Genomic DNA, 12,144 nt, shown 5'->3' with positions numbered 1-12,144 from the left:
GGCAGCGAAGCTCAGCCATTGCGTCCACAATCGCTACTTCGTGATGTCGGCTCCGAACCACTTCTGCGAGATCTCGCTCAGCTTGCCGTTCTCCTTGAGCTTGGTCAGCGCGGCATCGACGCGGTCGCGCAGGGCCTTGCCCTCCTCGTTGTTGCGGAAGGGAAGCGCGTTGCGGATTTCCGAGAAAGGCTCGCCGGCGAGCGCCAGCGGCAGCGGCGTTTCCTTGATCACCTGCGTGGCGCTGACCCGGTCCATGACGAAGGCATCGACCCGGCCGAGCGCCGTGTCCTGCTCGAGATTGCTCTCATAGGTCTTGATGTCGATCTCGCCTGCATAGGGCAGATCGCGCAGGAGCTGCTCGAAATTGGAGCCGAGATTCACCGCCACCGTGCGCCCCTTGAGGCTTTCGGGTCCGGTGATCTCGCCTTCGTTGCCCTTCTTGACCACCACCTGCGCTCCGTCGATCACATAGGGCTGCGAGAAGGCGAACTTCGCCTCGCGCTCCGGCGTGATGGTGATCTGGTTGGCGATGGTGTCGATCCGGTTCGATTCGAGCGCCCCGACCAGGCCGGAAAAGCTCATCGTGACATACTCGACCTCGTCGCCGGTCTCCTGTGCGACGGCGTCGAGCACGTCGACCTCGAAGCCTTGCAGCTTGTCCTGCTTGACGAAGGTGAAGGGGAAATAACCGCCCGACATGCCGACCCGGATGGTCTCTGCCTGGGAAACGGAAGCGGTGGCGGCGAAAAGCGCCGCGGCCAGAACGAGTTTACGCATAAAGATCTCCGCTGCGCCTCGGCGCATCTGGTTGAAGAGGTGTCGCGAAGATAGGGAATAAAGTATGATCTTCTATAGGAAGTGCTGAGCAGGCTATTAGAAAGCAATAACATTCTCATAATGTACGAGTATGAGGATAAAAACCCCAATCATTACGCTCGAGAAAGTATGGAGAGGCACCGCCTCCGGGGACGACGGGAGGAATATCCCGCACCTCGTGGGATTGCCTTCCCCCGTCCTGTCCAATAGAAACCGTTAAATCGCCACAAATGACCAGAGAATGCCGCGCTAGCGCCTCTGCCATGGCGAAAAGCCTAACGATGTGGGTAATGATTTCTAAAGCATGAGCGTTCATTTTCCATAAGCGGATCACCGTAGTAGAATCGTCGCGCGGGGCCAAACAAGGCGGGACACGAACACCATCCATGACACGCCCGATCAAATACGCACTTCTCTTTTCGGCAGCGCTGGCGCTGGCCGGCTGCAACGAAACGCTTGAGGACATCGCTCCCAAGGCCGAGCGCCAATTGCCCGCCAGCATCGTCACGGCGATGGAGGCCAAGGGCATGAGCAAGAGCTCGCCCGTCATGATGCGCATCTTCAAGGAAGAGGGAAAGCTGGAAGTCTGGAAGGCCAAGCAGAACGGCCGCTACGACATGATCGCCAGCTATGACATCTGCAAATGGTCGGGCAAGCTGGGTCCGAAATTCACCGAAGGCGACCGCCAGGCACCGGAAGGCTTCTACACGGTGCGCCCGGCGCAGATGAACCCGAAGTCGAGCTACTATCTCTCCTTCAACATCGGCTTCCCGAACGCCTATGACCGCGCCAACGGCCGCACAGGGCAGCACCTGATGGTGCACGGCGCATGTTCTTCGGCCGGCTGCTACTCGATGACCGACGACCAGGTCGCGCAGATCTACGCGTTCGCGCGCGACAGCTTCAAGGGCGGCCAGAGGGACTTCCAGATCCAGGCGTTTCCCTTCCGCATGACGCCGCAGAATATGGCGCGCTACCGCAGCGACCCGAACTACGACTTCTGGAAGATGCTCAAGGAAGGCTATGACCATTTCGAGCTGACCAAGGTCCCGCCGAAGGTCGATGTCTGCGAGAAGCGCTATGTGTTCAACCAGGTCGCGCCTGAAGGCCAGAGCTTCTCTCCCACGGGCGCCTGCCCGCAGACGAGCCAGCCCGATTCCCTGATCATGGCCTACCAGCAGTATCAGACGCAGTACGACAAGGCGTTCTCCTCCGCGCTCGGCGCCCAGCCCGCCAGCGGCCCGGCACCCAGCATCGCCGGCCACAAGGAAGCGCTGCTGGTGGCCGACTGGAGCAAGCGCCGCGCACGCGGCGAGCGCGTTTCGCGTGAGCCGCCGAGCCTCGCCGCGCCCGTCGTGGCGGCAACGGCGCCGGCGCAGCCGGCACCGGCGGCAACCGCATCCTCCGTCGCGGCGACGGCCTCCGCCTACACGACGCCCCCTGCCCCGCAGGGCGTACCGGACACGGTCGAGGCCGCTGCCGGGGCGTCTGCCGAAGCACCGGTCACCACGGGCGCCGTTCCCGCTCCGAGCCCGCGCCCCGACGCGGCGCAGGCGGAAGTCGCCGCCCAGCCGGCGGCCGAGCCGAAATCCATGCGCCGCCGCCTGTGGAACATGTTCGGCGGCTGAGCGTGACCGCGGATCCCGAGGTCTACGACCTGAAAGGGCTGAACTGCCCGCTGCCCGTGCTAAAGGCGCGCAAGCGCCTGTCAGGCATGGCGCAGGGCGCGCGGATCTGGCTGGAAACCACCGATCCGCTTGCGGTCATCGACATTCCCGCCTTCTGCTCCGAGCACGGACACCAGCTTGTTTCGACACAGGCGGCCGAGGGCGGCCACCGCTTTCTGGTCGAGCGGGGCTGACGCGTCTCGACGGTCGGGTGGAACCACCCGATGCCCGCACAAACCATGAGAAACGAAGAGTTGGGCTTGTTCAGCGTTTCAACGAAACGGTGAATGAGTCTATCGCCGGAACCCGGCGATCGCGAGCGGGTTGTCCTCGAGCGCCGCGCGGTCCGGCATGTCGACGCGCGCCTGCCCGGTGAAGGCGGCGAACAGCCCTTCGATATAGCCGGCGTCGAGACCGGTGCCGATGATCACCAGCCGCACGCCGCGCTGCGCATCCGGCCAGGCGTCCAGACGGCGCGGCGAATGCAGCATCTGGCGCACCCCCTGCACCACCAGCGGCCGCTCCGGCGCCTCCGCCGTCTCGACGATGCCCTTCAGCCGCAGCATCCGCGCGCCGCACTGGCTGCGCAGCAGGTCGAGGAAATTCTCCAGCGTCGCGACCGGCATCGGCCGGTCATGGCCGAGAAACACCGTGTCGAACCCCGCGCCTTCGTGGTGGACGCCGTGATGGTGATGATGATGGTGGTGGTGATCGTCGCCATGGCCGTGATGATGGTCATGCCCGCATCCGCTCCGCATCGCCTCGGTCGCGCGCGCGCCCGCATCGAGCATGCTGCAATCGATGATCTGCAGGGCGGTCGCCTGCCTCGCGCCGAGACGCTCCACGCCGGGCGCCAGCGCGTCGAGACGCGCCATCAGAGCCGCCAGCGCAGCAGCGTCCACGTCTTCCACCTTGGACAGCACCAGCCGGTCGGCGACGGCCACCTGCCGGCCCGCCTCCTCATGCGCATCGAGGGTCTGCAGGCCGTGCAGCGCATCGACGACCGTCACCACGCCGTCGAGCCGGAAGGTCTGCGACAGGTCAGGATGGGCGGCCAGCGCCTGCAGCACGGGAATGGGATCGGCAAGACCGGTCGTCTCGATGACGACGCGCTTCAGGCGCTCGATGCGTCCTTCCGAGAGCCGCGCGCCCAGTCCTTCCAGCGTCTCCACCAGCGCGCCGCGTACGGTGCAGCACAGGCAACCGTCAGAAAGCTCGATGACGCCATCGGACGACTGCTCGACGAGCAGGTGATCGATCCCAACTGCGCCGAATTCGTTGACGATGACCGCGGTGTCGGCCAGCGCGGGATCCTTCAGCAGCCGGTTGATCAGCGTCGTCTTGCCGGCGCCGAGGAAGCCGGTCACCAGCGTCAGCGCAATCCTGCCCGCCATCGGACTAGCCGCCCTGGGCGGTCGCGGGCACGGCGGTCGCGAGCGGATAGTCGGGCCGCGGCGTCGGGATCGGCACATTGGCATAGCGCGGCGCCGTCGATTCCGGCCCCGTCGCGCCGCCCAGCCCGACGACCACCGGGCGCGGCTCGTGCTCCAGCGCCTTGATATAGGGCGAGCGGACGATCAGCTTGCCCTCGTCGTCGCGTTCCTCCATCCGTGCCTTGACGGCCTCCTGCGAGCAGACCTGCGGCCGGATGTCGACCGCCACGTTGCGGCCCTCGCCATAGGGTGCCATGCCGTCGATCCTCGGCGCTGCGAAAGCCTGGGCCTGGAAACCCTTGGCAAGCAGCTGCGCCGCCTCCTCGCCGCGCGTCACCTGCGAGGTGGCGCCCAGCACGATCGCCGCCAGCGTGCGGCCGTTGCGCGTCGCCGTCGAGGCGAGGTTGAAGCCCGAGGCGCAGATATAGCCGGTCTTCATGCCATCCGCGCCGGCGAAGCGGCCGATCAGCCAGTTGTAGTTCGGCATGACCTTGTCGCCCGCCTGGATGGCTTCCAGTGAGAAGTAATGGGCGTATTGCGGGAATTCCCTGCGGATCGCCCGCACCAGCAGCGCGAGATCGCGCGCAGTGGTGTACTGCTCGGTCGAGAAAAGGCCGTGCGCATTGACGAAATTCGAGCCGGTCATGCCGAGCTGCCTGGCGGCCTCGTTCATCCGGCCGGCGAACGCCCGCTCCGAGCCGCCCACGCTTTCCGCGATGGAGGTGGCGATGTCGTTGGCCGACTTGACCATGATCATCTTCAAGGCATTGTCGAGCGTCAGCACCGACCCCGCCGGATAGCCCATTTTGCTCGGCGGCTCCTTGGCCGCATTGGCGGAAACGCGCACCGGCGAATCGAGCTGCATCTCGCCGGCCTTGACCGCGCGGAAGGCCACATAGGCGGTCATAAGCTTCGTCAGCGAGGCGGGATACCAGCGCTGAAAGGCGCTTTCATGCGACAGCACTTTCCCGCTGCCCACATCGATGACGATGGACGGCCCCGCCGCCGCCGGTGCGATCCCGGCGCCGAGGCCGAGAAACAGCGGCGCCAACAGCGGCGCCATGCGTCTTGCAATGCTCATATTCCTATCCGCAATCCTGGTCTCAGACCTTGTCCCGACGGCACCTTCTCAGGGATTGATGATGCTTTTTCGACACCCGCAGGGGAAGCCGTTATCCTTGAGTGGCGACAGAACGGGGTTCTGCCGACATCTTCTCGGGCTTTCTGTATTTAACCCACTTCCACGCGGCTTTGCAAAGGCTCCGCTCCGGCCGACCCGCACCGCAAACCCCGGCATCCACCGCGTTTCGACAGATCAACCTGCCTGGCACAGCCGGTTCGTCCATCTTGTCGGCCAAGCCGCTTGGCAAGAACCCTTGCAATCATGCATGGTCCCGTCATAGGGATTTCCTGATCGGGAACCCGCGACAACAAGCATCGCCCCACCGGTCGCCTACGCGAAGCCGCCGCCGGCCGACCATGAGACCCCAATCGGGGCAAAAATTTGAAGGAAGCTCTAAATGCCGATTTTAAACCGCGCCGCCGAGTTGCAGGAAGAGATCGCCGGATGGCGCCGCGACATTCACAGCAATCCAGAACTCCTTTTCGACGTCCACCGCACCGCCGGGCTCGTGGCCGACAAGCTCAAGGAGTTCGGCTGCGACGAGGTCGTTCCGGGCATTGGCCGCACCGGAGTCGTCGGCATCATCAGGGGCAATCGCGGCGACGGCCCGGCGATCGGCCTGCGCGCCGACATGGATGCCCTGCCGATGACCGAGGTCACCGGCAAGCCCTGGGCGTCCACCGTGCCGGGCAAGATGCATGCCTGCGGCCATGACGGACACACCGCCATGCTTCTGGGCGCGGCCAAGTACCTGGCCGAGACGCGCAACTTCAAGGGATCGGTCGCGGTGATCTTCCAGCCCGCGGAGGAAGGCGGCGGCGGCGGCAACGAGATGGTCAAGGACGGCATGATGGAGCGCTTCGGCATAGACCGCGTGTTCGGCATGCACAACATGCCGGGCCTGCCGGTCGGTCATTTCGCCATCCGCCCGGGACCGATGATGGCCGCCACCTCGGAGTTCGTCATCACCGTCAAGGGCCGCAGCGGCCACGCCGCGATGCCGCATACGGTCATCGACCCGATCCTTGCGGCGAGCCAGATCGTCACGGCGCTGCAGAGCATCGCCTCGCGCAACGTGCACCCGCTCGATTCCGTGGTTGTCTCGGTGACCAAGTTCCACGCCGGCGACGCCTTCAACGTCATCCCCGACCAGGTCGAACTGGCGGGCACCGTGCGCACCCTGAAGAAGGAGGTGAATGCGGAGGCCGAGAAGCGCATGAAGGCGATCTGCGAAGGCGTGGCGACCGCCCATGGCGCGACCGTCGACGTCCAGTACGATTCCAATTATCCGGTGACCTTCAACCACGCCGACGAAACGGTTTTCGCCAGCACCGTCGCCGGCGAGATCGCCGGTGCGACCAATGTCGACACGGACGTGATGCCGACCATGGGCGGCGAGGATTTCTCCTACATGCTCGAAGCCCGCCCCGGCGCCTTCATCTTCATCGGCAATGGCGACACCGCGGCGCTGCACAACACAAGCTACGATTTCAACGACGAGGTCATCCCGCACGGCGTCAGCTACTGGGTGCGCCTGGCGGAAAAGGCCCTGGCCGCCTGAAATCGACATCCGGCGGGCGGCCCAGCAGACCGCCTGCCGGATGCAAAGCCCGGATTTCGTCTTGGCGAAGCGCCGGCATGCCGCTATGAGGAAGCCATGCGGTCCCGTAGCTCAGTAGGATAGAGCATCAGATTCCTAATCTGAGGGTCACAGGTTCGAATCCTGTCGGGATCGCCACATCCTTAACCGGCGCTTGGTTTTTCAATGCTTTACGGGTCCGGTTGACTAACCGGGGATCGAGGTTAGCCAATTTGTGTTCTGGCGACGTTCTCATTTCTTGCCCTTCAGCTTATTGATGCCTTCCACTGCCAGCTTCTTCTGATTGGCTGCTCGGCAGTAGCGTTCGATTTCCTTGATGTCCCGATGCCCGGTGATGGACATGATTTCCAGCGCGGTGCATCCAGCCTCTGCCAGCATCCGGCAAGCGGCCTTGCGGATACCATGAGCGGAGCTTTTTGCCGGCAGTGCGGCCCTACGCGCCGCATCGATAATGAAGTTACCAAAGGCATCATTGCTGCGAGCGGTGCCCCGCTTCGTTGCGATCAACTGCAACCGGTCCTTGGGCAACGTATCGAGGAAGGCAGCAAAGTCTTCGTGGATCGGGATATGAAGCTGAACGACCTCACCTGATTTCTTGGTGCTTATGACAATGTGCCCATCCTGAATGTGCTGGCGTCCAAGGCGTACGGCATCTGATCGGCGGAGCCCAGTGTAGAGCAAGATTTCAAACGCGCTGCGCTCTGGGGTGCCCTCGGCCCAATAGGCACGATACTTCTTGATGTCATTATCAGTCCATGTGCGAATGCCGGGCGTCTTGTACTTGACCTTGCTGGCGATCAACATGGGGTTGTCAGGCCGGTAGTCCCACTTCACGGCGCATTGCATGAGGGTGCCCAGCCGCTTCCGTAAGTTGCTGGCAAGCGGTGGTGACTTCGCGGCTTCCTCGCCAAGGATCATATCTATGTGCTTCGGCTGGATCATAGCCACGCGCTTATCGCCGTGTTTCAGGCGAAAGCGTTCAAGCTGGTTGCGGTAGGTTTGTTGCGTCGAGGGGTTCAGGGCGGTGAACATGGGGGATGCATAATAGTCAGCAATCAACGCGCCTATTGTGCCCGCCTTATTCTTACCGCTTCCAATCTGCGGGGTAGCGACCGGAAGCCCCTCCTGTACCTTATGGTAGGCAATCCAGAAGCCTTCAGAGAAGAGCGGACCGGGCAAGGCCACTCGTGGAGCGCCCGGTTTCCGAAAGTAGATGCGCTGTTTGCCGTGCCGGTCGTTATAGGCGTGGACGTATCTGGGGAGCTTATGCTTTACCATTGGGCAGCACCTCATCCCACTCGTTGGACTCTGCTTCAGGCGTTGCGCCCGGTTCGCTGGCCACAAGGGTGAAGCCCCCATCGCCGTTGACGGTGAATGTCGTAACCGTCTTGCCCATGCCTTCGGCAAGCTTGGCCACCTGCTTCATTTTCGGGATGGTGAAGATGGGTTTGTTGGGTTTTGCCCGCTTCTTTGATTTCAGAAAGCCATGCCCCCCTGTCGCGGGGGACATGCTCTTGGTGAGTTCGTGAAGGGTGCTGTAAGGCATCATGCAGCCTCAATGAACGGGTGCATGATAACCGGAATAATCTGACCGCCATCTTTCGTTGCGTCCTGTGCCAGAGCTACAAGCTCGTCATAGGCCGATTTGCGTTCAGCAAAGTCAGCGGAAACAGTGATTGATTTCGTCCATTCAGACTGAACCGTCTCACCGTCCGCAACACGGAGGGTGTAAGTCCACTTGCCGTTTTCATGGGGCGCGTCCAGAATGACGGCGATGCGCTGATCGGTGTTCACTGGTGGTTTCTCCTGTTGTTGGGGGCGGTCAGGCCGGAAACAGGGGCACGTCACCGGGAATACCGGACGGATTGGCAAATCCTTCGAAACCGGTGCCGGTCTTCTCGCCGTCACGGATGGCAGACAGGATTGCGACAATCTCCGCGCTCATGGAGCGGTGATTGCGGATCGAACGACTTTCGGCCCACTCTTTGATCTCAATAGGAAGGCGAATGCTGGTTGAATGGCGGTTGCTCATGCTGATAACTCCGGTATGAAAGTGTATTTCATTTGAATGCGTGTATTCATATGCATTTAAATGAAATACATATCAAGAGGGAGTTTTGCCTTGGCTGAAAAACTATCCGACGCCACGAGCATGCGTTTGCCTGTCAGCCTTCGCGAAAAGCTGGAAAGGGCGGCAAAACAAGGCGGTCGATCTATGAACGCTGAAATCAGACTGCGGTTGGAACAGAGCTTTGAAAAAGCAACGGCGGAAGGTACGGAAGCCATTGCCGATTGGGCATTCGGTGAGCTACGGGCTGAATTGGTCAGCGTCAAAGCGCAACTAGCGACGTTGACCAATCGTGTGGACCAGCTAGACAAGCCAGATCATTAAAGCTTTTCTCAAAGTGTAAGTATGCAATTTGTTGCAACGAGTTTGGGGGAGATGGCAGTGTCTATGTTCGATCAACTACCGCATACGACGAGCCGAATAGAGACTTTCACGCCAGCGGGCGGGCAGTCTATCGGGACAGGTTTCTTCTTCAATGTTGAGGTGCCGGGAAAGGGCATCATGACCACGCTGATAACAAACAAGCATGTTGTCGAAGGAGCCAATCGAGCCAGAATTTACGTCTCTCGTGCTAACGGGGAAGAAGCGCATTTCGGACAGTTCAATTCTTGGGAACTAACCGGGTTCGATGAGATAGTTGTCCGCCATCCTGATCCTGGTGTCGATTTAGCAGCGTTTCCAATCGGGGGAGTTCTCAATGAAATGGATAAGGCAGGAACTCCTGCCTATTTTAGAGCTTTCAGCCCTGAGAACATACCCACTGACGACGACATCAATTCACTGACCGCAATCGAAAATATTCTCATGATCGGTTATCCAACCGGCTTGTGGGACAATACAAACAATTTACCCATTGTGCGGCGCGGAATAACTGCAACACCATATGCGCGGGATTACAATGGGCGTCCGGAGTTTATGATTGATTGCGCGTGCTTCCCCGGTTCATCTGGCTCGCCAGTGATGATCGCTGACAATGGCAGCTACTCGGGAAAAGACGGCGGCATCATTATAGGCGGTCGTTTTTACCTTCTCGGTCTTCTTTGGGGCGGGCCGCAATACACGGCAGAGGGCCAAATCATCGCAAAGCCGGTTCCTACCTCGGTAATGCCTGTGAGCGTTTCACAAATTCCCACAAATCTTGGCTTTTGTGTCAAAGCGCGGATGATCCGCGACCTGTTTCCGATCCTACTAGATCGTTTCCCTAACTGACCGTCATGTATTCCGGCTCCCGGCCCCACGAAGGTCTCCCGCCAACTTTGCAAGCCGCTGACTTTCTGAATAACGGAAGCCATCGGGCTGATTGGCCTTCAAGGCACTATCCACGGCAGTTGCGACTTGCTGGGCAAAGCGGGCGTCCTGTCTGGGGTTGCCGCTGCTGCCCTGCATGTTGAACGACAGGCTGGGCGCATAGGTCATGGCGCTGCTGAAGGCGTTGCGGCTGGCAAGCCCTCCCGTGGCAAAAGCTGGCACCTTCCCGCTGTTGATCGCTTCGAGAACCGGCAGATGCTTCCGGGTGGCACGGGCATTCACCACATATTCCCCATCGCTTAGCATCGCGGGAATGCTGTCACTTGTCGTGGTGCCGGGACCGGAAACGTGGCCACCGTCCGCAAACCCCAGAAAGCCGCCCAGAAGCGAACCAACGCCCCCGAACAGACCGCCGAAACCACCGCCGCCGGCAAGCGGTCCCTGTCCTAGAAGCAGATATTGCAGGGCGATCTTGAGCAATTGCTGTCCAAGCTGGGCAAGGGCCTGTTCTGCGGACATGGTGCCCGAAACGATGCCGGTCAGGGCATCAATGGCGCTGTTGCCCAGCATCTGGGAGAACTCGGCAGCCTGCTGCTGTGTCTGGGCAAACTGAAGGGTGGCCGCTTCAGCCTGTGCCATGCCCTGTGCATATTGCTGGATTTCTGTCCGTTGCTGGGGCGTCAATTGAAGGTCGGCTTGCTGGGCCTGATTGAGCATGTCCTGTTCATGCCGAAAAGCGGCGGCAGCCTGTGCCGTCATGGAAAGCGCCTGCTGTTCATTCGCCTGTGCGGCGCTGTATTGCTTCGCCTGCGCAATGATGTCGGAATAGGCTTCGGCCTGCTGCTTGATGCGCTGCTGCGCTTCCTGCTGAAGTTGCTCCTGCTTTTGCTGCGCTTCCAGTTCCTTCCGCTCCACACCTTCAGGATCATAGGCGCGGTTCGCCCAATTGATGCGGCCTTTCTCATGGCGGATGCCGGCACGCTCGAACTTGTCCAAAAACGATAGCGTTGATCCTTCTACGGTCGTTTGCTCCCGAAGGTGCGCAAGAGCCGCGCCTTCCGGTCCCTTCAACTCACGAAGCAAATTTCCGTAGTTGGCAGCGTAGCTATCAGCAGGAAGGCCCATTTTGGCGATATAGGCTTCAAACTCACGGCGGCGCGGTCCTGTCCACTGCGCCCAGCCCAGCCCGCCGCGTGATCCTTTCACAAGCGGATTGAGTTCCTGCATGTGCTTGAAGCCGCCTGTTTCGCCACCAAGATTGCCAACGATGCCCGCTGCTTGTTCCTTGGTGATCTGAAGATCACGCATGAGGTCGGAGACAATCTTGGGGGCAAGTTCAGAAAACGTCCCCAACGCAGTGCCCGGCGTTCGCTTGCTAGCGTCCGACATGACCGGGGAACCGATGGTGCCTAAAGCGCGATCGCGCAAGCCCGTCGCCTCGTCCCGTTCTTCCTTGGTGGTGGCCTGTGCCATGGCCGCCCTATAGGCGGTGTCAATTTTTGCCCTGGCATCGAATTCGGCAAGCTGCTCGGCAAGTTCCGGGATTTCTCCTTTCAGCGCTCGGATGGCATCAGCATAAGATTTCAGCCCGGAGGCCGCACCTTTGGTGCTGCTTCCCGTGCCCTGAACGGCGCTGTTCAGTTTCGTTATGTCCGGAACGGCTTCCTTGGCAGCATCACCCGCCTTTTTGTTGCGCTCGTCCAGAACATCCAGAATGCGCTTTTCGGTCTCGTGTAGTTCCCTACTTTTGCGCTCAAGGGTCTCAATCTGCTTGTCGTAGGCAGTGCCAAAGAGAGTTCCGCCAATGGACGTCTCCTTATTCTCGCGGAGTTTCAGGATTTCGTTTTCTATTTCGAGGCGGCGTTTTCCAATGTCATTGAGCTGATCGCCAAGGGTGCGGGTTTGCTGTTCCTCGAACGCACTGAGGCGATCCAGAAATGAGAACAGTCCGCTTGCTGCTTCCACAATGGCAGACTTAACGCCCGTGCTTATCGTGGTGCTTATCAGCTTGAATTTCCGGTCGATCTCGTCAGCCTTTGCAATCATGTCCTTGTCAAGAACAAGACCGAACTCGTTGGCCTCCCGGATCATGTTGCGGATGCCTGAAGCGCCCCGGTCTAAGAGTTCGACAAACCGTTCACCAGCGGTGCCGCCAAAGAGTTCATGTCAATCGGCTCGGAATGGGGACC

General features: G+C 60.7%; 13 protein-coding genes and 1 tRNA gene. 6 read left to right on the top strand and 8 right to left on the bottom strand.

Annotation, left to right across the window (positions count from 1 at the left end; all coding sequences use genetic code 11):
• Positions 1-33: 33 nt before the first annotated feature.
• Positions 34-777, bottom strand: coding sequence for an amino acid ABC transporter substrate-binding protein (locus NA2_RS19320; protein ID WP_008598902.1), 744 nt, complete (start codon positions 775-777; stop codon positions 34-36).
• 425 nt (positions 778-1,202) lie between these two features.
• On the opposite strand from NA2_RS19320, the gene NA2_RS19315 reads away from it, so the two are divergent.
• Both NA2_RS19315 and NA2_RS19310 read left to right on the top strand, forming a co-directional pair.
• On the top strand, positions 1,203-2,444 hold the full coding sequence (locus tag NA2_RS19315) for a L,D-transpeptidase family protein (protein ID WP_008598901.1): 1,242 nt from the start codon (positions 1,203-1,205) through the stop codon (positions 2,442-2,444).
• Between the two features lie 2 nt (positions 2,445-2,446).
• Positions 2,447-2,677 (top strand): sulfurtransferase TusA family protein, encoded by a 231-nt coding sequence (locus NA2_RS19310; RefSeq protein ID WP_008598900.1) that lies wholly within the window; start codon positions 2,447-2,449, stop codon positions 2,675-2,677.
• Positions 2,678-2,776: 99 nt separating this feature from the next.
• Here the strand turns inward: NA2_RS19310 and NA2_RS19305 are convergent, their stop codons facing one another.
• On the bottom strand, positions 2,777-3,877 hold the full coding sequence (locus tag NA2_RS19305) for a CobW family GTP-binding protein (protein WP_008598899.1): 1,101 nt from the start codon (positions 3,875-3,877) through the stop codon (positions 2,777-2,779).
• A gap of 4 nt (positions 3,878-3,881) precedes the next feature.
• Positions 3,882-4,979: a D-alanyl-D-alanine carboxypeptidase family protein gene (locus NA2_RS19300; protein ID WP_008598898.1), complete on the bottom strand. Its 1,098-nt coding sequence runs from the start codon at positions 4,977-4,979 to the stop codon at positions 3,882-3,884.
• A 457-nt stretch (positions 4,980-5,436) separates the two neighbouring features.
• On the opposite strand from NA2_RS19300, the gene NA2_RS19295 reads away from it, so the two are divergent.
• Together NA2_RS19295 and NA2_RS19290 are read left to right on the top strand one after the other, a co-directional pair.
• Positions 5,437-6,600 (top strand): M20 aminoacylase family protein, encoded by a 1,164-nt coding sequence (locus tag NA2_RS19295; protein WP_008598897.1) that lies wholly within the window; start codon positions 5,437-5,439, stop codon positions 6,598-6,600.
• A 100-nt stretch (positions 6,601-6,700) separates the two neighbouring features.
• Positions 6,701-6,777 (top strand) — tRNA-Arg (locus NA2_RS19290).
• A gap of 93 nt (positions 6,778-6,870) precedes the next feature.
• Here the strand turns inward: NA2_RS19290 and NA2_RS19285 are convergent.
• The 4 genes from NA2_RS19285 to NA2_RS19270 are packed head-to-tail and all read right to left on the bottom strand — an operon-like array spanning position 6,871 to position 8,671.
• Positions 6,871-7,917, bottom strand: coding sequence for a tyrosine-type recombinase/integrase (locus NA2_RS19285; protein WP_157188326.1), 1,047 nt, complete (start codon positions 7,915-7,917; stop codon positions 6,871-6,873).
• Positions 7,904-8,185: a hypothetical protein gene (locus tag NA2_RS22065; RefSeq protein ID WP_008598895.1), complete on the bottom strand. Its 282-nt coding sequence runs from the start codon at positions 8,183-8,185 to the stop codon at positions 7,904-7,906. The genes NA2_RS19285 and NA2_RS22065 overlap by 14 nt, the downstream gene beginning before the upstream one ends.
• Complete coding sequence (locus tag NA2_RS19275; RefSeq protein ID WP_008598893.1) at positions 8,185-8,433, bottom strand: hypothetical protein; 249 nt, start codon at positions 8,431-8,433, stop codon at positions 8,185-8,187. The genes NA2_RS22065 and NA2_RS19275 overlap by 1 nt, the downstream gene beginning before the upstream one ends.
• Before the next feature lie 28 nt (positions 8,434-8,461).
• Complete coding sequence (locus tag NA2_RS19270) at positions 8,462-8,671, bottom strand: Arc family DNA-binding protein (RefSeq protein ID WP_008598890.1); 210 nt, start codon at positions 8,669-8,671, stop codon at positions 8,462-8,464.
• A 90-nt stretch (positions 8,672-8,761) separates the two neighbouring features.
• Here NA2_RS19270 and NA2_RS21645 point away from each other — a divergent pair, with 90 nt between their 5' ends.
• Positions 8,762-9,031 (top strand): Arc family DNA-binding protein, encoded by a 270-nt coding sequence (locus NA2_RS21645; protein WP_202803257.1) that lies wholly within the window; start codon positions 8,762-8,764, stop codon positions 9,029-9,031.
• 63 nt (positions 9,032-9,094) lie between these two features.
• Complete coding sequence (locus tag NA2_RS21640) at positions 9,095-9,916, top strand: S1 family peptidase (protein WP_008598888.1); 822 nt, start codon at positions 9,095-9,097, stop codon at positions 9,914-9,916.
• A gap of 3 nt (positions 9,917-9,919) precedes the next feature.
• Here NA2_RS21640 and NA2_RS21810 read toward each other — a convergent pair whose 3' ends face one another.
• Positions 9,920-12,046: a phage tail tip lysozyme gene (locus NA2_RS21810; RefSeq protein WP_008598887.1), complete on the bottom strand. Its 2,127-nt coding sequence runs from the start codon at positions 12,044-12,046 to the stop codon at positions 9,920-9,922.
• Between the last annotated feature and the right edge of the window lie 98 nt (positions 12,047-12,144).

This window comes from Nitratireductor pacificus pht-3B (genome assembly GCF_000300335.1).
GTDB classification, from domain to species: domain Bacteria; phylum Pseudomonadota; class Alphaproteobacteria; order Rhizobiales; family Rhizobiaceae; genus Nitratireductor; species Nitratireductor pacificus.
This window is presented reverse-complemented; position numbering and strand designations above follow the sequence as displayed.